25 protein-coding genes and 5 pseudogenes are annotated in these 19,602 nt (G+C 45.7%); 25 read left to right on the top strand and 5 right to left on the bottom strand.

All coding sequences use genetic code 11. The annotated features are described in order from the left end of the window. The first annotated feature begins 28 nt into the window (after positions 1-28). The 14 genes from RS881_RS34690 to RS881_RS34625 all read left to right on the top strand — a co-directional run bounded on the left by RS881_RS34690 (position 29) and on the right by RS881_RS34625 (position 10,421). Positions 29-229 carry a hypothetical protein gene (locus tag RS881_RS34690; RefSeq protein ID WP_315814942.1) on the top strand — a complete coding sequence of 67 codons (201 nt, stop codon included), beginning with the start codon at positions 29-31 and terminating at the stop codon, positions 227-229. 10 nt (positions 230-239) lie between these two features. Then, positions 240-698, top strand: coding sequence for a PAAR domain-containing protein (locus RS881_RS34685; RefSeq protein WP_315814941.1), 459 nt, complete (start codon positions 240-242; stop codon positions 696-698). Continuing rightward, a complete protein-coding gene (locus tag RS881_RS34680; protein WP_315814940.1) occupies positions 689-1,156 on the top strand; it encodes a DUF6531 domain-containing protein in 468 nt (155 codons plus the stop codon). Before RS881_RS34685 ends, RS881_RS34680 begins: the two co-directional genes overlap by 10 nt. Positions 1,157-1,349: 193 nt before the next feature. Beyond that, the gene (locus RS881_RS34675; RefSeq protein WP_315814939.1) at positions 1,350-2,591 is read left to right on the top strand and encodes a hypothetical protein; all 1,242 of its coding nucleotides are present in this window, start codon (positions 1,350-1,352) and stop codon (positions 2,589-2,591) included. Positions 2,592-2,641: 50 nt separating this feature from the next. Further along, entirely contained in the window at positions 2,642-4,291 is a 1,650-nt protein-coding gene (locus tag RS881_RS34670) for an RHS repeat domain-containing protein (protein WP_315814938.1), read from the top strand. A gap of 24 nt (positions 4,292-4,315) precedes the next feature. Then, positions 4,316-4,753, top strand: a complete 438-nt coding sequence (locus RS881_RS34665; RefSeq protein ID WP_315814937.1) for a hypothetical protein — start codon at positions 4,316-4,318, stop codon at positions 4,751-4,753. Then, positions 4,728-4,883, top strand: a complete 156-nt coding sequence (locus RS881_RS34660; protein ID WP_315814936.1) for a hypothetical protein — start codon at positions 4,728-4,730, stop codon at positions 4,881-4,883. The genes RS881_RS34665 and RS881_RS34660 overlap by 26 nt, the downstream gene beginning before the upstream one ends. A gap of 89 nt (positions 4,884-4,972) precedes the next feature. Further along, positions 4,973-5,431, top strand: a complete 459-nt coding sequence (locus tag RS881_RS34655) for a L,D-transpeptidase (RefSeq protein ID WP_315814935.1) — start codon at positions 4,973-4,975, stop codon at positions 5,429-5,431. A gap of 36 nt (positions 5,432-5,467) precedes the next feature. Further along, positions 5,468-6,523 carry a DUF6531 domain-containing protein gene (locus RS881_RS34650; protein WP_315814934.1) on the top strand — a complete coding sequence of 352 codons (1,056 nt, stop codon included), beginning with the start codon at positions 5,468-5,470 and terminating at the stop codon, positions 6,521-6,523. A 5-nt stretch (positions 6,524-6,528) separates the two neighbouring features. Then, complete coding sequence (locus tag RS881_RS34645) at positions 6,529-7,365, top strand: hypothetical protein (protein ID WP_484557640.1); 837 nt, start codon at positions 6,529-6,531, stop codon at positions 7,363-7,365. A gap of 50 nt (positions 7,366-7,415) precedes the next feature. Further along, positions 7,416-7,724 carry a hypothetical protein gene (locus RS881_RS34640; RefSeq protein WP_315814932.1) on the top strand — a complete coding sequence of 103 codons (309 nt, stop codon included), beginning with the start codon at positions 7,416-7,418 and terminating at the stop codon, positions 7,722-7,724. Beyond that, positions 7,658-9,517 (top strand): RHS repeat domain-containing protein, encoded by a 1,860-nt coding sequence (locus RS881_RS34635; protein ID WP_315814931.1) that lies wholly within the window; start codon positions 7,658-7,660, stop codon positions 9,515-9,517. Before RS881_RS34640 ends, RS881_RS34635 begins: the two co-directional genes overlap by 67 nt. Positions 9,518-9,622: 105 nt before the next feature. Further along, on the top strand, positions 9,623-9,922 hold the full coding sequence (locus tag RS881_RS34630; protein WP_315814930.1) for a hypothetical protein: 300 nt from the start codon (positions 9,623-9,625) through the stop codon (positions 9,920-9,922). Positions 9,923-10,286: 364 nt separating this feature from the next. Continuing rightward, the gene (locus RS881_RS34625) at positions 10,287-10,421 is read left to right on the top strand and encodes a hypothetical protein (RefSeq protein WP_315814929.1); all 135 of its coding nucleotides are present in this window, start codon (positions 10,287-10,289) and stop codon (positions 10,419-10,421) included. A 56-nt stretch (positions 10,422-10,477) separates the two neighbouring features. On the opposite strand, the gene RS881_RS34620 is transcribed toward RS881_RS34625, so the two are convergent. The 5 genes from RS881_RS34620 to RS881_RS34600 form a co-directional block, all read right to left on the bottom strand. After that, positions 10,478-11,419, bottom strand: coding sequence for a hypothetical protein (locus RS881_RS34620; RefSeq protein WP_315814928.1), 942 nt, complete (start codon positions 11,417-11,419; stop codon positions 10,478-10,480). Between the two features lie 90 nt (positions 11,420-11,509). Then, the gene (locus RS881_RS34615) at positions 11,510-11,986 is read right to left on the bottom strand and encodes a hypothetical protein (RefSeq protein ID WP_315814927.1); all 477 of its coding nucleotides are present in this window, start codon (positions 11,984-11,986) and stop codon (positions 11,510-11,512) included. A gap of 23 nt (positions 11,987-12,009) precedes the next feature. Beyond that, positions 12,010-12,345 carry a hypothetical protein gene (locus tag RS881_RS34610; RefSeq protein ID WP_315814926.1) on the bottom strand — a complete coding sequence of 112 codons (336 nt, stop codon included), beginning with the start codon at positions 12,343-12,345 and terminating at the stop codon, positions 12,010-12,012. Further along, positions 12,342-13,382, bottom strand: coding sequence for a type VI secretion system baseplate subunit TssF (locus RS881_RS34605; protein ID WP_315814925.1), 1,041 nt, complete (start codon positions 13,380-13,382; stop codon positions 12,342-12,344). The genes RS881_RS34610 and RS881_RS34605 overlap by 4 nt, the downstream gene beginning before the upstream one ends. Before the next feature lie 12 nt (positions 13,383-13,394). Continuing rightward, the gene (locus tag RS881_RS34600) at positions 13,395-13,829 is read right to left on the bottom strand and encodes a GPW/gp25 family protein (protein ID WP_315814924.1); all 435 of its coding nucleotides are present in this window, start codon (positions 13,827-13,829) and stop codon (positions 13,395-13,397) included. A 382-nt stretch (positions 13,830-14,211) separates the two neighbouring features. Between RS881_RS34600 and RS881_RS34595 the strand changes: the two genes are divergently transcribed. The 11 genes and pseudogenes from RS881_RS34595 (at position 14,212) to RS881_RS34540 (ending at position 19,597) form a co-directional block, all read left to right on the top strand. After that, positions 14,212-14,661, top strand: coding sequence for a Clp protease N-terminal domain-containing protein (locus RS881_RS34595; RefSeq protein WP_315814923.1), 450 nt, complete (start codon positions 14,212-14,214; stop codon positions 14,659-14,661). A gap of 122 nt (positions 14,662-14,783) precedes the next feature. Next, positions 14,784-15,158 (top strand): annotated as a pseudogene (locus RS881_RS34590) (AAA family ATPase); the annotation flags it as partial. Between the two features lie 101 nt (positions 15,159-15,259). Further along, positions 15,260-15,552: pseudogene (locus tag RS881_RS60315) on the top strand (hypothetical protein). Between the two features lie 229 nt (positions 15,553-15,781). After that, a pseudogene (locus RS881_RS60310) lies at positions 15,782-16,314 on the top strand (AAA family ATPase); the annotation flags it as partial. A gap of 3 nt (positions 16,315-16,317) precedes the next feature. Continuing rightward, entirely contained in the window at positions 16,318-16,683 is a 366-nt protein-coding gene (locus RS881_RS60305; protein WP_350340276.1) for a ClpB D2-like domain containing protein, read from the top strand. A gap of 143 nt (positions 16,684-16,826) precedes the next feature. Further along, positions 16,827-16,967, top strand: coding sequence for a hypothetical protein (locus RS881_RS34565; RefSeq protein WP_315814919.1), 141 nt, complete (start codon positions 16,827-16,829; stop codon positions 16,965-16,967). Next, the gene (locus RS881_RS34560) at positions 16,952-17,290 is read left to right on the top strand and encodes a hypothetical protein (RefSeq protein ID WP_315814918.1); all 339 of its coding nucleotides are present in this window, start codon (positions 16,952-16,954) and stop codon (positions 17,288-17,290) included. Before RS881_RS34565 ends, RS881_RS34560 begins: the two co-directional genes overlap by 16 nt. Before the next feature lie 47 nt (positions 17,291-17,337). Beyond that, positions 17,338-17,621: pseudogene (locus RS881_RS62660) on the top strand (type VI secretion system contractile sheath protein TssC); the annotation flags it as partial. A gap of 3 nt (positions 17,622-17,624) precedes the next feature. Continuing rightward, positions 17,625-18,740 carry a type VI secretion system contractile sheath protein TssC gene (locus tag RS881_RS34550; protein ID WP_527250439.1) on the top strand — a complete coding sequence of 372 codons (1,116 nt, stop codon included), beginning with the start codon at positions 17,625-17,627 and terminating at the stop codon, positions 18,738-18,740. Positions 18,741-18,950: 210 nt separating this feature from the next. Continuing rightward, complete coding sequence (locus RS881_RS34545) at positions 18,951-19,082, top strand: hypothetical protein (protein ID WP_315814915.1); 132 nt, start codon at positions 18,951-18,953, stop codon at positions 19,080-19,082. Between the two features lie 11 nt (positions 19,083-19,093). Further along, positions 19,094-19,597 (top strand): annotated as a pseudogene (locus tag RS881_RS34540) (TssN family type VI secretion system protein). Positions 19,598-19,602 lie beyond the last annotated feature (5 nt).

Here is a 19,602-nt window from a genome sequence, read left to right as displayed (position 1 = left end):
CACCAAGGCGCTCAATGCAGGTCGGGCCATGCCCCTTGAAGAACAGCAAAGCAGTCAATTAGGACCGGTGGCCCTTGATAACCTGCAATGGTATGAAGGAAAACAACGATGGGATGAGGTCAAAAGCATCGACCAGGAGTTCACTGCTTTACTGGGCCCACAATGGAAAGAATCAGCGAAAGATAAGCACGAGTCCATTCTCCCAAAACAACGCGAACCTGTAACCTAAACCAACTACGATGTTACCGGCGAACAGGCATTTATTACCCATCATTGGCATTGACATCCATATGGTACTCATATTGGGTGCGCCTGTTCCTATTCCGCATCCTTTCATTGGACTGGTACTTGATCCCATGGATTGGATACCTAAAATAGGCGCTTCTGTGCGGGTAAATGGCATGCCCCGGGGCAATGCGGGTACGGATGGTATGCTGGGTTGCAAGGTACATATTCCCATGGGTGGTCCCTTTGCCATGGCGCCCATGATTGGGCATGATTCCAAAAACTTTTTCGGTAGTCCCAAAGTAAAAGCAGAAGGTTCTTATTTCAGTGGAGCGGGTTTCCTGTTGATGTCGTGCAACGATGTAGGTATTCCTTTGTCTATTACGCCCGGTAAAAGTTTAAACCGATCCCTTCTTTATACCTGCCTACTTCGGCAGCCATTCCCATTCCGGCAGGTAAACCGGTGGTGGTAGGCGGTCCGTATGTGCCCGACCTGATGAGTATGCTGATGGGTCTGGCCATGTCGTTTGGCTTTGGCGCGCTCATGAAAGCAGGCGGGAAGGCCATGAAAAAAGCGTTGACTGCTTTTAATCAAAAGGTGCTCAAGAAGTTCAAATGCACGAAGAGCCTGTCGAAGAAATTCTGTAAGCATGGCTTTGAACCGGTAAACCTCATCAATGGTAGTGTACTGTATGAAGGGATAGATTTTGAACTGCCCGGCCCTATTCCTCTTAAATGGGAACGGACCTGGTATTCCGATTCAGGTTATGAAGGATTGATGGGGCATGGTACACATTGCAATTACGACCTTACGTTGCTGGTGATGGAGCAGGATAATGGTATTGGCATTAGCCTTCCCGATGGCCGGGCCACGGGATTCCCTTTACTGGTAGCGGAAGGAGATCAGTTTTTAACCGGGCCGAAAAACTAACGCTTACCTGTAAAGATCATAATCATTATGACCTGTTTGATCACGATAGCCGGCTAACCTGGCAATTTGTAAAAAGGCATGACAATGTATTTAAGCCGGTAGCGCTTGTGAACCAGGCTGGTTTAGCGATCCGTTTTTCTACAACAGGAAGCATATCCTGGAAAAGATCGTTGATACGGCGGGGCGTGAGATCATGCTTACGCTGGATGCCTTTGACCGGGTAGTGAAGGTAGAGGGCGTGCATCATGGATCCAGCCGGTTGTTTGTAGCATACGGCTATAATGAAGTGGGTGACCTGGCAAGGATAACGGATGCCTATGGTAAAACCACTCATATTCGCTATGCGAATCACCTGATGGTAGAGAAGACAGACCGCAATGGACAAGCCTTTTATTGGGAATATGATGGTACGGCTACCGGCGCCCGCTGTGTACATACCTGGGGTGATGGTGGTTTGTTGGAAGGTAGTATTGAATACCATGATGGTTGCAATGTAGTGACCAATTCGCTAGGGGAAAAGAAGTTGTATTACTATGATGAAAACGATTTATGTATCCAGCAAACGGATGCGTTGGGCAATTCCATATTCTATGAGTATACGGATGGGCCGGAACTTTACCTGGAAGTAGATGAAGAAGGTAATATAACGGGCTATGTATATGATGCCCGGGGTAATAAGGTATCGGTACAAACACCCGATGGAGCTGTTACCGCGTATATGTATGATAAAAGTGACCAGGTGCAGATGATTACGGATGCAGGAGGCAATGCCACGGTGTATGTGTATAAAAATGAACAGCTGCGATCGGTAGTGGCTGCCGACCGTGCGGTAACCTCTTATGAATACAATGAACGTGGGCTGGTAACCCTCATACAAAATGAGCAAGGGAAGCACACGTTGTTGGAATATGATGAGGACCATAACTTAACCAGTATAGCTGTACCAGGTGGTGCAGTATCCCGGTGGGAATATGATGCCTGGGGTAAGTGCATCACGGCCACCAATCCCGAAGGGCAATCCAAAAGTTTTGGATACGACCTGCTGGACCGGTTAGTACAGGTCAGGGGATATGATGGCAACCGGTTTAAATTCCGCTATGATGCTTATGATGAAGTGGTGTATGCGGAGGATGCGCATCACAAAGTACATTTTGAATATACACCGCTGGGTAATCTCAGTGCCCGGGAGGAAAATGGCGTTCGTATCCATTATCATTATGATACGGAACAAAGGCTTTTATCGCTGGTCAATGAGCGGCATGAAGTATTTCGCATAAAACGGGATGCTCGTGGAAAAGTGGTCCAGGAAACCAGCTTTGATGGTTCGACGACTGTCTATACACGTGATGGGGCTGGTAAAGTGATCCGGGTAGACAGGCCCGGTAAAAGTTTACGTTACTGGAGCATGATCTGGCAGGACGTATTACGCGGGTAGAACACAGTGATGGGAACTGGCAGCTTTTTAATTATGATGCCAATGGCAGGATGGTAGAGGCGATCAATGAAAACAGTAGGCTTCACATTCAGCGGGATGCGCGGGGCCGTGTGATCAGCGAGGACCAGGATGGTCACCAGGTGCAAAGTAAATATGATAAGCCGGGCAGGCGTATGGAGATGGTCAGTAGTTTAGGTGCTGCTGTTAACATTAGCCGCAATGCTGCAGGGTATATCAATCAGCTACAAGCTGTAAACCAGGAAGGCGCCAGTTGGGAGGCGCAATATGGGTACAATATACTGGGGCTGGAGACGGAACGTTTGCTTCCTGGCGGCATCCTGGCCACCTTTCAATATGACAGGGCCGGCCGGCCGGTGGAACAAGCAGTCAATAATTCTTCCCGCAGCTTGCGCCACCGCATTTATGCCTGGAATGTGAATGACCGCCTGCAAAGCATGATGAATGGCCTTACCAGGGGACTGGTACAGTATAGTTATGACGAGTTTGCCAACCTGGCCTGGGCTAAATATGAAGACAATACATTCGATTGTCGCCAGGCGGATCATGCAAAGAATTTTTATCGTACCAAGGATCAACGGGACAGGAAATATGGTCCCGGCGGCCGCCTGCTATCGGCCAACGGTACGCAATATGAATATGATGAAGCTGGCGACCTGGTATTGAAAACCACCAATACCGGAGAGCAATGGTGTTACGAGTGGCTGGGTAATGGCATGTTGAAGAAAGTGATCCGTCCAGATGGTAAAGCAGTAAGCTTTGAATATGATGCGTTGGGCAGGAGAACAGCCAAGCTGTTTGACGGGTATATTACGCGTTGGGTATGGGATGGCAATACGCCGTTGCATGAATGGAAGTATGCCTTGAAAGAAAGGCCGGTAACAGTGATCGATGAGTGGGGAGATGTGCATAAGGATAAGGTGGAACCTGTGACTAATATGATCACCTGGGTATTTGATGAGGGAGCTTTCAGGCCGGCAGGTAAAATACAGGGTACCCAACGATACAGTATCCTTACCGATTACCTGGGTACGCCGGTGGATATGTATGATGGGGCGGGTAATCCAATATGGAGTGTGGAGTATGATATTTATGGAAAGGTAAGGAAGCAAAATACCGGAAATGCTGTAGATTGCCCTTTCCGGCTACAGGGGCAGTATGAAGATGCAGAAACAGGCTTATATTACAACCGGTACCGGTATTATGCACCGGATGAAGGGATCTACATCAGCAAAGACCCTATTGGATTGGAAGGTGGGCTGGCGTTGTATGCATTTGTGGATGACCCGAACAGTCAGACGGATATATTCGGTCTGTATATCTATTACCAATTGAAAGACAAGTATGGTAATGTAGTGTATCATGGTATTACGGAGCGTGACCTGGAAGATCGTACAAAGGAACATGCGCGTGATGGAAAGACCTTTACCCAGGTTACTTATGTGGATGATCTTGATGACAGAGTAGCGGCAAGAGACCTGGAAGGTTCGGCCTTGTACCACGCCAGGGATAAGGTACTGCAAAATGCGGAAAGACCGGTAACGCCGGGTTATTACCATAGTTATGATCCCGATAACCTGAAAGAGGGGAGAACGATGAAGACGGCGAAGCAAATAAGTTTGAAAATGAAAACCGGTAAAACGGTGAAGGTAGATGATGCTGGGAAAATAAAATGTAAGTAACTGTAAACTATGAAGCAAAGCAATATGGAACAGATCGAGGCTTTATTAAAGAAAAAGAAAACATTGAAAGAAGAAGAGGCCGTGGAACTTTCCAAAATAATAAATGTAGAAGCGGCGGAAGAATTTACCAGTGCAAGGAAAGCAAAGTATGCCAACCTGCCTTACATTAAAGAGATCATTGGTCTGGCTACAGGGTATGAAGACAATGCTGTAATTCTCCGGAACATTGTTTCTGCTGTAGGCTTTATTGGAAAGAAATATGAGTTTTATCCCGACGCCGCATTTGATTTCATTGCCAGCCAAACCGGCAATAAGAACAGCATCGTAAAGATTGCTGTGGTAAAGAATATCTTCCGGTTCCCGCAATTTGTGAAAATGGACAACTGTTGGGACTATTTGCTGAGTGTGCCTTCGATTGCTCCTAAAAAAAGATTCGATGGATTATTTCTATGTGGCCGTTAAAACCCTGCAAAAGGAAATTCCGGCTGGCTATATCGATAAAATAAAAGCTGTGTTTAAAGCCTATATTGATAAAAACCCTGATCAGTATGCTGTTAAGGAATATAAAACATTTTTGACAAAACTTAAGTAGTAGCTGTATTAACACCCCTGAATGCGTGTAGTCATGGCCAAACCTTCTCCCGTAGTAAAAAAGTACATCCTGGACCGGCGCCAAAGGTTGTGAAAAGAATAAAGGTGGACATCGCCAGCCAGCGGTTGTATGCTTACGAGGATGATGTGGCAGTACATGTGTTTGGCTGTGTTACAGGTGATACCAGGCATGCTACACCCAAGGGTAGGTTCAAGATCCTGCGCAAGGAAAAAGTACGCAGAAGCGGAAAGTACAATGCACAAATGAATTATGCCTTACAGATCAATGATACTGGTATCTTTATTCATGAGTCGTACAATTATATAGAAAACCCCGCCGCACAAAGCACCCTGGCCACCGTAGTTTCTGATACTGCAGCCGTTTCTATGTCTCGCATGCGATCCTGGTTTCCTACGATCGCAGAGAAAGAAGTGGTTGTTAAAAACCTTAATCTGATCGGTTCACATGGCTGTATAAGGCTGGCCCATTCACATGCCGTAATCCTGTTTGATTGGGCCGAAGTGAATACAGCTGTTGAAGTGAAGTAAAACTGTATACGGATGCTACCGGCTAATAGACATTTATTGCCAATCATTGGCATTGATATTCACATGGTGCTCATATTGGGTGCACCTGTTCCTATTCCACATCCTTTTATCGGATTGGTATTTGATCCCTTTGACTGGATCCCCAAGATTGGGGCTACCGTGCGGGTAAATGGCATGCCCAGGGGCAATGCCAGTACCGATGGTATGCTGGGTTGTAAAGTGCATATACCCATGGGCGGTCCTTTTGCCATGGCGCCCATGATTGGTCATGATTCCAAAAACTTTTTCGGCAGTCCCCGGGTCGTGGCGGAGGGATCGTACTTCAGCGGTGCAGGTTTCCTGCTCATGTCTTGCAACGATGCAGGTATTCCTTTGTCGCTTACGCCTGGCAAAAAGTTTAAACCAATCCCTTCTTTGTACCTGCCTACTTCGGCAGCCATTCCTATCCCGGCTGGTAAACCAGTGGTGGTAGGTGGTCCCTACCTGCCCGACCTGATGGGTATGCTCATGGGGCTGGTCATGTCATTTGGCTTTGGCGCTTTGTTGAAAGCGGGCGGTAAGTTGATGAAGAAAGCGCTGAAGGCCCTTAACCACAAGGTGCTGAAGAAATTCAAATGCACGCAAAGTTTGTCGAAGAAATTCTGTAAACATGGTTTTGAACCGGTGAACCTCATCAATGGCAGTGTGCTGTATGATGGGGTGGATTTTGAGTTGCCCGGGCCTATTCCCCTTAAATGGGAACGAAGCTGGTATTCCGATTCGGGCTATGAAGGATTGATGGGGCATGGTACGCATTGCAGCTACGATCTTACCATGTTGGTGATGGAGCAAGACAATGGCATAGGCATTACCCTGCCCGATGGCCGGGCTACGGGTTTCCCCTTACTGGTAGCGGAGGGTGATCAATTCTATAACCGGGCTGAACGGCTTACCCTTACCTGTAAAGACCATCATCATTATGAGCTATTTGATCACAATAGCCGCCTTACCTGGCATTTCGTAAAGTGGTATGACCATGTTTACAAACCCGTGGCGCTTGCCAATCAGGCTGGTTTGTCTATCCGGTTTTTTACAATCGGAAGCATGTACTAGAAAAGATCATTGATACGGCGGGGCGCGAGGTGCTACTGACACTGGATGGATTGGGTCGGATAATTAAAGCAGAAGCGCAACACAGGGGTATCCGTCGGAGCCTGGTGGAGTATGGATATAATGAGGCGGGCGATCTGAATGCCATTACTGATGCGAATGGTAAAACCACGCATATCCGTTATGCCAACCATTTGATGGTGAAGAAGACGGACCGCAACGGACAAACCTTTTACTGGGAATACGATGGGGTGACTACGGGCGCCCGCTGCGTACATACCTGGGGTGATGGGGGATTATTGGAAGGATCTATAGAATACCGCGAGGGATACAATGTAGTAACCAATTCACTGGGTGAAAAGAAGCTGTATTACTATGATGAGAGTGACCTGTGCATCCAGGAAACAGATGCGCTGGGTAATTCGGTATTTCATGAATATACGGATACGCCAGAGCTGTACCGGGATATTGACGAAGAAGGAAATATTACGGGGTATGTGTACAATGACCGTGGTTATATGACGACTGTTCAACAGCCGGATGGCGCAGTGACGGCCTACCTGTATGATGAAGCAGGTTATGTGCAGATGGTGACGGATGCGGCTGGTAATGCTACGGTATATGTGTATAAAGATGGTTTATTGAAATCGGTAGTGGCGCCCGACAGGGCTGTTACTGGTTTTGAACACAATGAGTATGGCTTGGTTACTGCCATACAAAACGATAAAGGGCAAAAAACATTTGTGAGTTATGATAATGACCATAACCTGGTAAGTATGACGGTGCCTGGGGTGTTACTTCGCGTTGGGAATATGATGAATGGGGCAGGTGTACCACGGCCATAAATGCGGAAGGTCAAACACAAGGGTTTAGTTATGACCTGCTGGACCGTGTAGTGCGGGTGCGGCAATATGATGGCAATAAGATACAGTTTCGCTACAACGCGTATGAAGAAGTGGTGTATGCTGAAGACACGCACCATAAAGTGCATTTTGAATATACTCCTATGGGCAGTCTTGCTGCCAGGAAAGAAAATGGTATTGCTCTTCGCTTTAATTATAATACCGAAGAAAAGCTGGTATCGCTCATCAATGAGAAAAAGAAGTATACCGGCTGCGGTATGATAATGGGGGACGAGTGGTTCGGGAAACGGGATTCGATGGGCTTATCAGGGATTATGCCCGTGATGGTACAGGCAAGATAATACGGGTAGATAAGCCGGGCAATAAGCATGCTCTATATGAATATGATCTTGCCGGTCGCATCACCCGTATCGAACACAGTGATGGTAGCTGGGAATTATTCAGTTATGATGCCAATGGTAGGATGATAGAAGCGGCCAATGAGCACAGCAAGGTGACGCTTCAGCGGGATACCGCCGGAAGGATCATCAGCGATAACCAGGATGGCTACCTTGTGGAAAGCAAGTACGATAGGCTGGGCAGGCGCTATGAAATAGTAAGTAATTTGGGAGCTACGGTTAAAGTAGATCGTGATGAAGCCGGGAATATCAGCAGCTTGCAAGCCGGCAATGCAGCAGGAGCTGATTGGGCAGCCAAATTGAGTTGTAATGCACTGGGCCTTGAAACGGAACGATTACTGCCGGGTGGTATTGTAGCTACTTTTCAATATGATCGTAATGGTCGTCCGGTGGAACAGGCAGTAGGTAATAATACACGCAGGATGCGCCAACGCATTTATGCCTGGAATGTGAATGACCGGCTGCAAAGCATGGTGAATGGACTTACCCGCGGTATTGTGCAGTATGGTTATGATGAATTTGCCAACCTGGCCTGGGCGAAGTATGAGGATAATAAATTGGATTTCCGTACGCCTGATAAAACCGGGAATCTTTACCGTACCCGGAATCAGGACGATAGGACCTACGGTGCGGGTGGCCGCTTGTTAACAGCCAATGGAACGCGGTATGAGTATGATGAGGCAGGCAACCTATTGTCCAAATGCCTGGCAGACGGAAAATGCTGGCGTTATGAATGGCAGGGTAATGGTATGTTGAAAAAGGTGATCCGCCCCGATGGGAAAAAGGTGGGATTTGAGTATGATGCGTTGGGCAGGCGGACAGCGAAGATCTTCGACGGACATATCACCCGTTGGGTATGGAATGGGAATATCCCCTTGCACGAATGGAAGTATCCCTTGAATGAGCGGCCGGTAACTGTTATTAATGAATGGGGTGATATAAGCAAGGATAAAACGGAGCCGACACGGAATATCATTACCTGGATCTTTGATGAAGGTACATTCCGTCCGGCAGCAAAGCTACAGGGCACGCAACAATATAGTATTATTGCCGATTACCTGGGTACACCGGTAGAAATGTATGATGGTGAAGGCCAGGCAAGCTGGAGTGTGGAATATGATATTTATGGGAAGATCAGGAAGCAGTATACGGGCAAATCCATTGATTGTCCTTTCCGTTACCAGGGACAGTATGAGGATGAAGAGACAGGTTTGTATTACAACCGGTTTAGGTATTACGCGCCCGGGGAGGGCCGGTATATTAGTCAGGACCCAATTAGAATGGTATCGGGGCAACCTGATTTTTATGCCTATGTGCATGATCCCAATGGCTGGGTGGATGTATTGGGCCTGGATTGTAAGCCGGGCTATCATTACCGGCAGGGAAAAGCATCCGATCCTGGGTTGGATGACTTTGTCAATGGACTTCAAAGCAGGGGCGTAACGGTAGTAGGCAAAAACCTGGAGATAGTGGAAACAGCCACCGGCAAAGTAGTGGGAGAGGTGGATGTATTAACTACGCATGCTGCCATTCAATATAAAAATGGGGGATCCAGTGCCGCAGCAATTACGGACCAGATCCAGAATAAAACAGAACCCTATGTGACCAAGCCTGTTATCGGCTTTGTGGAAGGGGCCAATGGAACCACCAAGGCCGCTGTGCGGACGGTTAAAAATGCAGGTGACAAAGTTTTGGTAACAAATGATATAGATTTGCTGGCGGCTGTCATTAAATAATCAGAACCAATAATGCCACATTCAATTATAATTATCACATCCGGAGCTATTGATTTGTCTAATATTCATGCTTCTTTGTTGGGGCTGGGTGCTAAATACAAGTTAATGGCAGGACAAGATAATTGTTATGTAGAGAACAAACTGGCTGATGGTACCAGTAATTATGTATCTATTGACAAGCTTCGCTCAACAACGTTGGCCAAAACAGACTATGCGGAAAGAGATGATGTGCCCGAAGCTTTCAAGAAGGAAATAGGAGGGAGTAATTTTTTTATCGTCAATTATAATGACCTTTTTTGTGTAATGAAGTGCTGCAATTTTTTCTCGCTGAAAATAAAACAACACTGGACAGTATATGGTTTGATAATGATTATGCTGCCATCTTACAGGGGCCTGCCGTTTTAGAAGCAATCACTTTAAACAATGGCTGGAACTGGGATCGATAGGCTTTAATTGTCTTCGGAGTTTGCCAGCCGGATAAGTGATAAAGAGGGTGCTAAAAAAATTAGTTTGATTGCATTGAAAAAATAGTATATTTGTGTGGATGTAAGAAATTAGGACGGAAATAGTAATAACTTAAAAACTAATGATCCATGGAAACCATATCAATGACCAGGCTCTACGAGATCCTTGCCCAGAAACTTGGAAGAAATGAAGCGGAATGCCTGACGCAATATGTAGAAGTAAAAGTTAAACACGAAGTGGAGAACAAAGTAAACATACTAGCTAGTAAAAAGATGTTTTCTTAGTCAAAGAAGATATTTTTCATGTGAAAGAAGATATTCACATCGTGCGCAATGAAATGAAAGACAGCACCATTACGGCGCAACGGTGGTTTCTTAGTACGTTTATTACTTTGGTTGTCATGATCCTTGGATTGTACGCTGCCATCTTATTAAAATAATAAGATCTTACCCATTATCTATCTAGCGATTCACGCCCGAAAGTTTTCGGGACCACTCACAAGAACGTATCCTCACCCAATACCGCATTCAGGTCGCTTTCTTCATCCGCTAACCGGGTGAACTGCTCATTATCAGGCAATACAAATTTTGTAACAATATCGAGATGAACGGGCAACAGGTAATCCAATAGGGATTGCAATACCTGCTGACTACTACCTCCATGCATGAACTGCTGTTGTATGGTATGCGGTGCCGGTCCGATGCTGACCACTATTTCGTCCATCCCTTCCGCTATCATTGTATTGCCAGTAGTAAGGTCAATGCCTAAGCTGCATTCGCTCATAGTGCTGAGGATGGGGTGGCTATTGTAGAATGGCAATTGCTGTCTTAATTGAATGTGTACCGGTACCTGTACCATCATTTCGAGTACATTTTCTATTATCCGGTGATCATCTCGTATATCATGAATAATGGGCAGCAGGTGCAGGAAGATATCCGCTTGCCGGGCATCCAGGTATTGGAAGATGGGCCAGTGATGGGAAAAAATGGAAACCAGGTCATTGTATTCTGAACGCTTATCAAGGCGGGTTTCGTACAAGGCTAGTTGGGCGCGCAGGAAGTTGATGGCGCATTCAAAAGGAAGGAAAAATTTCCGGGCGTTGCGTTCTTCTTCTTCCCGTTGCTTAATGGCCTTGATAAGCTCCTTCTCCGTTCTAAGTGAACGGGAGGTAGGGGCCTGGTGAAACAAGCGTTGCGGCAGCATATCATAGATCCCTTCCCGGGCTGTCTTGATCAGGGTATAGCTGCGACGATCATAATCCGACACCACTTCTTCAATGAGGCTCACATCTTTACTCACTGTTCGTTTCATGGCACCCATCATGAGGATCAGTATCCGGTCGGGATCCGCTCCCTGCTCCAGCATTTCGGCCGCTATTACTTCGGCTTTAAAATCCTTCCGGGCATATTCCAATGATGTAAATAAAGGTTCTGTCATCTCCTGTATAATTAACCTCCATTCTTGAATCAGGGTGAGCCGCCCATTTGAGGGCGACCTACCCTTTGCTTAGTTGTATTTTTGCTTTCGCTACCGGATAGCTGATCCTTCCTGTAACAATATCCGGTAATTATTACTGATACCCGAACGGGCTTGTAATTTTGATCTCAATTGTTCACAAAGTATTTCCCATTCCTTGTTTTGCAAAGCATGGGGATCGGCAGGAGTAAGCAATACATCAATGGTTCTTCTAAAAGCTTCCCGGGGACCTGCTCCCATGTCAATTCCTTTCTCTACCCTGACCTGTAGCAGGCGGTCGCCCAGTTCATAAAAACAGAAATGGCGTATGTCCTCTTTTGTCACGATCCGGTTGCGGGTCATGATGCCATAGCGGAATGCGTTAACCCTTTCACCCGGCCTTAGCCTGTTCTTGCCACCCAGGCTGGTGGTGACGAGCATCAGCTGATCGGCCTTTACTTTTACACCTTTTTCCAGTTGCAACTTAGTCCCTGCCCGCAGGTTATTGGCTGTTTCGGCCAGGGTAGTCCAGTATTCGGTATACATCACATCGCTGTCTTCAAATGGTTTTACTACCAGGTAATGGGGGCTTCCGTTGCATTATTGGCATTGCCCTGCATTTTCTGTTCCATCACATGGATCTTTTGGTTCATTTCGCGTAGGGTGGTAGCAATAAAATCATAACCATATCCGGCAAAGGCGGCGCTTTCACTGCGCAGTAATTCCAACAAATAGCTGATCATTTCATGGGCATTGCGCGTATCAAACCGTTCTACACCACCTGTGCGCAAAGTATAAGTACCTGTTTGCTCTTCTTCCATTTTCCGGTAGGGAACGGATTTGAAGGACCTGGTCTCATCCGAAAGGGATTTGATAGAAAGGAAATGCTCAAAATCACGTGTCTTCAAGGGAATGATATAACTACCCCTTTCAAACGGTGCTTCTGGTCAAACAGGCGTTTATTGATCACGGGAAAGGCATTGGGATAAACATATAGTTCGTCCAGGTGCTCTTGTTGCAGCGCTGCCGGGAAAACAATGGTGATCCATAATAGCTTATCGGTGATCTTCTGCAATTCATTGGCCGGAAAACTCCGGTTGAAGGCAGTGGGCCAGGACTGTTGTTGAACGACTACCGTATCGAGGCTCGTAATGGTAATGTATTTAGGGTTGTAATAATGCTTAATATCCTTTTCTATCAATGGTAGCAGGTCATAGTCCATAAAGATATTGTCATTCCTGCCCGATTGGTTATCAGGTGCCTGGTATTGTAATCCAGGTGTGGTTTCCAACAAAGTATTACCTATATACCATTTTGAAAGTGGCAATAGCTGGTAAATATGCCGGGAAAGTTTGGATTCCAGGTTCTTGGTGTCGAAGCAAAAGAAAAGGTTTTGCAGCTGATCTACCTGCGGATTGATCTTCAGTCCCAGGTGTAGGGTATTGTTTTCGGCGTTGAATCCCTGGCCACGGATGAGTAGCTGTTTATGGAATCCTGAACCATAGGCATACAGGTTATTGCCGGTACCCAGGTAGGCTATGGTGAGGTCATTCAGCTGAACTGTATCTACCGGGGTAAAATGTATATTGATGGCGGTGCCCGATCCATCATTGGCGGGAGAGGGGATCCTGGAGGGCATAAAAAAGCTACTGGTATTGCTTAACCATTCGGTGGCTTCGGTAGGGGCGGCATGCAGGATGGCGTGGGCTGGTGCCGGGGCTGTCAGGGAATCTGGTGCCAGCAGACCAGCAATCTTTTCCAGTATGCGTACCTGGGCATCCCTGGTTTCATTGCCCAGCATGTAAAGCTCCAGCGACAAAGCTTCCAGTATCAACTTCACCGATGGGTCGAGGTCTTCCACCTGCCGGATACCCCAATAGGTGAGGGCATGCTTGATCATCCTGTTTTTGATTACTTCTTTGGAACTGTTTATGTCAGAAAGCATAATGGTAATTATTTATTCGATGGAAAGCGGACTTAAGAACATGCTGGTATTGAAGACAAAAGGTTCGCCGGTTTTATGGATCGTACCGGTAACGCTGATATTGACACGCTTTTTCAGTTCTGTTGCCTGCTTGAAAATACTGAACTTTTCAAGGTCGCTGATGGTCACATTAATGGCTATATTGTTAAGTCGTAGTTCATGGCTGGTTACTGATTGCAGCAAAGATTTGCGGAGGCTTTCTTCCCAGGCGGCAATACTGGAAACCAATTCAAAATCAAGGTTCCATATCTCACTGCCAAAGCTGGGATCGCTGCGGTGCTCACCGAAGCGGGTAGTAAGGATTAATTCAAGATTCTGTGTAACAGAATGCGATAAGCTACACGAAGCCAGTTCGTTGCCTTTCATTACGGCGTCAAATTGTAGGGGTAGCTTGTAATAAGTACTCATGATAGCTCATTTGTGTTATATCAAATTGCTCTTTAATCCTGTAATTTGTGCACCATTTGCACCGTATTAACGTCATTCGTAGCCGATTCCTGTTATTCGTACTTTTCAGGATTTAGTTTAGTCTTTGGCGTTGACCTGTGACCTGTATTAAAGGGGTAATCGTTCTTCCTGATAATCAATTATTCGTCGGTGGTGTAATACGCAAAATTAATAATGGAAATTAGGATATTTCGGCTACATTTTCTATATTTAGCTTCACTTTAAAAAGGCAATTACGCTACAAGCCTTACTGGATCTGCCCCCGGATACCCTATAGTTAATCCCCTTTACTCGCTTAGAAAATTACGTTCATGTGCTGCGATAAACAGCTCTAATCAAATACATGTCGACAATTGTTCTTAATGAATCCATGAAAACTGCGGTGGAAATTGCCCAGTCTCTTGCCAGGGAATATCATAACGAGTATTTCTACCCTGCACATATTTTGCGTGCCTTAGTTCATAATGAGGTAGGATTGAAAGACTTCCTGGAGTCTATTGATAAAGATCCCGGTTATATAAAGGAGTGGGCCGAAGAACATATGGCCGCTTGCCCTAAGGTGGGAAAAGCCAAGGATAGTATAATGGGTGATCCCGTGGTGAAAACGGTCTTCGATGAAGCAGATCATATACGTATTAAATTGGGGTTGGATAAGATATCCCCCATTTGTGTACTGGCAGCCCTTGTTAAACCAGGTGTGGCATTCAGCAGCGCCCAGCTGAAATCTTTCCCCGTTATTGAAAAGAAATACTGGATGCCTTTATCAATGAAGGTAGCATCCAGCAGGCTGTGAAGGGAGCCGATAAAAGCGCGCCGGCTTCCACAGGCGCTATATACAAATATTGTATTGAGCGTACTGCATTGGCCCGGGCGGGTAAAACCGATCCCATTGTAGGCAGGGATAAAGAGACCAGGATGATGATGGAAATACTGGGCCGGCGTACTAAACCCAATGTAATGATCATAGGAGAGGCGGGAGTAGGTAAAACAGCCTTGATAGATGGATTAGCCCTTGATATTATTAATAAACAAGTACCTGAACGACTGGCTGAAGCACAGGTATTTGAACTGGACCTGGGCGCCTTGATTGCCGGCGCTTCCTATAAGGGCGAAATAGAAGACCGGCTCAAAAATATCCTCAAAGAAGTAAAGCAATTTCCCAAGGCTGTTATATTTATAGATGAGATACATGTGCTGCTCGATAGTAAGGGAGGCAGTATTGGTGCAGGAGCTGCCAATCTCCTAAAGCCTGAGCTGGCCAGGGGCGAACTAACGGTTATAGGCGCTACTACGCTTGAGGAATACCGGAAATTTATAGAATCTGATCCTGCCTTTAATCGTCGCTTTGAAGTATTGCAGGTAGGGAGCCCGATGAAGTGGCAGCAGAAAGAATGTTGGATTGCCTGGCTCCTAAATTTGCTGAACATCATGCACTTGTCATTGAGAAAGAAGCTATTCGTGAATGTGTGCGCCTGGCAAAAGATACCTCAAAGATCGAAGACTCCCCGATTCAGCCATTGACCTGCTCGACAGGACTATGGCTGCTATTAAGTTGATGGTAGATACTAATAAGCAAGACCTGGTGCAGTTGAAGGCTGAGTTTGAAAGGTTAAAAACAATGGCCATGTTTCCAGTCAGGAACTTTTTCCGACTACAAGTGGTTGGATACGGTGATCCAAAGTAAGATTAGCCCTGTATTGCTGGGCAAACTAGAAGATCCGGTACAGACCGATAAATTTGAAACTGCGGAGGAATTTGACCAATACCTGACCAGGAGCCTCGACAAGTTGACTGTTTTAGCCGATGACCTTAAGGGTGATGTGAATAAAGAAGACCTCGCAGCGGTGGTTTCTTATAAGACTGGCATTCCGTTTGGTAAGATAAAAGTGCAGGAAAAAGACAAATTGCTGAATATGGACAGTTACCTGAAGCGCAGGGTAGTGGGGCAGGATCATGTGATCAGGGTCATCGCAGAATCGGTATTGCAATCGCGCAGCGGCCTGAACAAGAAGGGGCAACCGATTGGATCATTTTTCTTCATGGGTCCTACGGGTACGGGGAAAACTGAACTGGCCAAATCGCTGGCCGAGTTCCTGTTCAATGATGAAAAAGCGATGATCCGCTTTGATATGTCAGAGTTTAAGGAAGAGCATTCCGCTGCTTTGTTATATGGCGCCCCGCCGGGCTATGTGGTTATGAAGAAGGCGGTATGCTGGTGAATAAGATCAGGCAGAAGCCCTATTCTGTATTACTCTTTGACGAGATAGAAAAAGCACATGCCTCAGTATTTGATACCTTTTTGCAGATCCTGGACGAAGGTGTTATGCATGATAGGTTGGGGAAAGAGGGAGACTTCTCTAATTCCTTGATAATCTTTACTTCTAATATTGGCAGTGAATGGATAACGGAGCAATTTGATAAAGCTACTATCCCTGGCTCCAACAAACTGATGGAGATCATGTCGAAGTATTTCCGCCCCGAGTTCCTGGCAAGGCTAACCGAGATCATTCCCTTTGCCCCCATTAGTGAAGGTAACCTGGTGCGGATCTTTGATATTCAAATGAAAGGATTACTGGAAGCATTAACAAAGCAAGGCATTGGTTTGCAGATATCTGATGAGGCTAAACGATATCTTGCTTTAAATGGCTTTACCCCTAAATATGGCGCCAGGCAGGTGGCTGGGGTTATTAGGAACCAACTGAGCCGTCCCATTTCCAAATACATTATCGGTGGAGAGGTGAAAAAGGTCATCAGATCGTGGTGGGATTGCAAAATGAGGAGCTGGCATGGTCTATTGAGTAACAAGCAAGAATAACACAAAGTGGTAATAAACTATGTGTGTTTATATATCTAACTTACATAGTTCCATTATATCCAATGAAGTGTCGGACTAAGCCATGTTGTTTAACGGGAGGGCCTTCACGATAATAAATTAAGTCATTACAAAACCATCCAAATATGCCACAAAATAAAGCTGGTATTGCTACTACGATACTTGCGCCGGAACCCGCAGGAGAAGGTTTTATTGAAATATCACCCAATAAAACACTCTTTATTCAGAAGCTTACGAATGAAGATCCCCCTTGCCCGAAATTGTAAAGGGCCTTGAAACAGTAGAAAAGGTATTTGAGCATTTTAAGCCTAACGTAGATGTGGAGTTGAATAAAGAAGATGGCTCTACTACCAAAGAGAATTTTGCATTTGCCGGCCTGGGCGACTTTGAAGTAAAAGCCCTGGTTAACCAAAGTGCCTTCCTCAAAAACCTGAGCCTGGAAAACGATGCCTACCTGAAGGTGATCAGCCAGCTTAAACAAAATCAGTCACTTAATAATGTTATTCAGAATCCTGAAACCAGGGCTGCCTTTGTGAATGCATTAAAGGCATTGGCTGCAGAACTGGAAGCCATTGAAGGGCAGGAATAACCTGGGCCCTCCATTGTATTGAATACCGAACTATTAAACTTTCTTATATGGAAAATGAATTAAAAAGCTCCAATCAACAGGCATACAGAGAGGCTGACAACAAAGAAGCGGTACAGGTACCATCCTTGGAAACAGCTGTTAAGGAACTGGCCAGTAAAGGCGGTTATGATTTTCTGGAAGCTGTGGTGGATGGGGTTGACAGTATGAATCCAGCCCGTAAAGCCAAAAGGAATATCTTCCTCACCGATCCTGATAAAAAAGCCAGCGTGGCGACCTCAAGAAGAAGCTGAACCTTTGGATAGATCTATTGTCGGAGAATAACTCCGTAGCAGAAATGGTGGATAAAGCCTCCGAGCGGTCGAAAGCGGCCGATAAATTATTGAAAGGAAACGTAAAGAAAGTATTGGAAGTTACCCGCGAGCTGGAAACGAATTACCGTACGGTACACCTCTTTTACAAGAATACAGAATCTTCCAAGCTGAAGAATGTAAATATCATGAATGCGCCTTTGCGCCAATTGACCAACCTCACGGAGCCTAAGTTTATTGAGTATGTGGCCAATGAATTAAAGACCAATTATGATAGGCTGGATATGCGGCATAATTACTCACTGATGGTGGTGCCTGGTTACCTGAAAAACAATACCACGCTGGATAAGTGGACCAAGATGGCCTATAATAACAAGGTGATGCTGGTGACTGATTTCCTGAATGTGGAGTCGCCAGGCGAAGCGCTTGATATCTTTACAGATGCTAATTTAACCAGTGGCGATCCGCATAAGGCCAATGTGATCATGACCTGTAATTATATGGTGTGCCGGGGTAAGAATACAGATGTTGATGAGCAAGAGGATCTCTATGTGCCAGGCTCGGCAGCGCTGGCTGGTAAAATGTACTGTACTAAATTATCACAACCGGTGGCTGGTAAAACCTATGGCTCCATTGATGAGGTAGATGCTATTCGTTTTGGCACCCTCAAAGAAGATATCTCTATGTTGGAGGATGCGGGATTGGTACCCCTGGTAGAGTGGGGCCGTGTAATGCCTTACTCGGCCAAAACCCTGTTTACAGGTGATAATATTGGTATGAAAACGTATTCGGTAGTCCGGGTATTTGATTTCATTGCCAAAGTATTATCGGATTTCCTGAACCGGCGTGCCTTTGAACTGTGGACTACCCAAATGGAGAAGAACCTGCGCTCACAGATTGTAAAGTTCCTGGATGGTATCCAGGGGCCTGATAAACTGATCGAGAAGTTTCAGATCCTCCGGTTTGAAAAAGATGATACCCAGCCTGATCATGTATTCCTTGATATCCATATTACACCATTTTTCCCTGCCAAGAGCTTCCTTGTAAAGCTGGATGGGTACAAAGGTGATGATGGTGAGGAATGGAAGGCTGAATTGAAAGAAGCTAAGGATAAAAATAGCCCAGTTGCTGCACAATTATGACACTCAAATTCTTTTATACCTACATAGGCATATTCCTGGTCAGCTCGGTATTCATCGCACTGGCTGTAAAACAATTAGTACCTGGTTTTACGTCGGGCGGTAAGAAACCTTATGCGTTTGGGATCCTATCTTCTTTGATGGCATCCGGCGCAGCTTTTTATCCTCGGTGATCTCCAGCCATTCCTTCATTGTTTTTGGATACTGGCATTGGTGTATTTCTTATTCGGGGTGATCTATATACTGATAGGCCGTAAGTATTTTAAAACGGCCGGTCAACGTACCAGTAAGGTCATCCTGGGCGAAGTGATCTTCGGGCTATCGCTTATACTTTTACCATTGTAGTTTTTTCGGCCTTGCAATATTTCGTTGCGGATAAGTCATTCCTGTTCTATCCCATGCTCATTAGCACCTTTGCCTTTTTCATTCCTTTATTGTTTATGTATACGTTTGAAGCAGCCTGGGCCATTCCCGCAGCCTCGTTCAAAACCTGGCAATACCCGCTGGATGCTTCTAATCTGGAGATGCGCGGTGAACAATCGGGTGAAAAATTGCTGGCTGTCTTTTGAACTGACCAATAGCCCGGGTGATAAGGGAAGGAATAAGTTCACTGCCACCGCACCTGAGCATATGACGTTGGGGAACTGTATTATCACCTGATCAATCATTACAATGAAGTAAGAAGCGAAACGCCGATCATCTTTGAAAATAAAACACATGAAGCTTATCACTGGTGGTTCAGACGAAAGCGCAAATGGTATCAGTTTCACCGGGTGCTAGACCCTGAAAGTTCATTCAGGGACAACCGGATCAAAGAAAGCACGGTGATCGTATGTGAGCGTATATCTATCAGCCATTAATTATT

This window comes from Paraflavitalea speifideaquila (assembly GCF_032395985.1).
Lineage (GTDB): Bacteria > Bacteroidota > Bacteroidia > Chitinophagales > Chitinophagaceae > Paraflavitalea > Paraflavitalea speifideaquila.
The sequence above is the reverse complement of the archived record's forward strand: the minus strand, read 5'-3'. Positions and strand labels throughout refer to the sequence as shown.

Coding starts and splice junctions, on each gene's coding strand:
- RS881_RS34690 (WP_315814942.1), top strand. CDS start 29: ATGCCCCTTGAAGAACAGCAAAGCAGTCAATTAGGACCGGTGGCCCTT.
- RS881_RS34685 (WP_315814941.1), top strand. CDS start 240: ATGTTACCGGCGAACAGGCATTTATTACCCATCATTGGCATTGACATC.
- RS881_RS34675 (WP_315814939.1), top strand. CDS start 1,350: ATGCTTACGCTGGATGCCTTTGACCGGGTAGTGAAGGTAGAGGGCGTG.
- RS881_RS34670 (WP_315814938.1), top strand. CDS start 2,642: ATGGTAGAGGCGATCAATGAAAACAGTAGGCTTCACATTCAGCGGGAT.
- RS881_RS34665 (WP_315814937.1), top strand. CDS start 4,316: ATGGAACAGATCGAGGCTTTATTAAAGAAAAAGAAAACATTGAAAGAA.
- RS881_RS34660 (WP_315814936.1), top strand. CDS start 4,728: ATGGATTATTTCTATGTGGCCGTTAAAACCCTGCAAAAGGAAATTCCG.
- RS881_RS34630 (WP_315814930.1), top strand. CDS start 9,623: ATGGCAGGACAAGATAATTGTTATGTAGAGAACAAACTGGCTGATGGT.
- RS881_RS34620 (WP_315814928.1), bottom strand. CDS start 11,419: ATGACAGAACCTTTATTTACATCATTGGAATATGCCCGGAAGGATTTT.
- RS881_RS34605 (WP_315814925.1), bottom strand. CDS start 13,382: ATGCTTTCTGACATAAACAGTTCCAAAGAAGTAATCAAAAACAGGATG.
- RS881_RS34600 (WP_315814924.1), bottom strand. CDS start 13,829: ATGAGTACTTATTACAAGCTACCCCTACAATTTGACGCCGTAATGAAA.
- RS881_RS34595 (WP_315814923.1), top strand. CDS start 14,212: ATGTCGACAATTGTTCTTAATGAATCCATGAAAACTGCGGTGGAAATT.
- RS881_RS60305 (WP_350340276.1), top strand. CDS start 16,318: ATGGAGATCATGTCGAAGTATTTCCGCCCCGAGTTCCTGGCAAGGCTA.
- RS881_RS34565 (WP_315814919.1), top strand. CDS start 16,827: ATGCCACAAAATAAAGCTGGTATTGCTACTACGATACTTGCGCCGGAA.
- RS881_RS34550 (WP_527250439.1), top strand. CDS start 17,625: ATGGTGGATAAAGCCTCCGAGCGGTCGAAAGCGGCCGATAAATTATTG.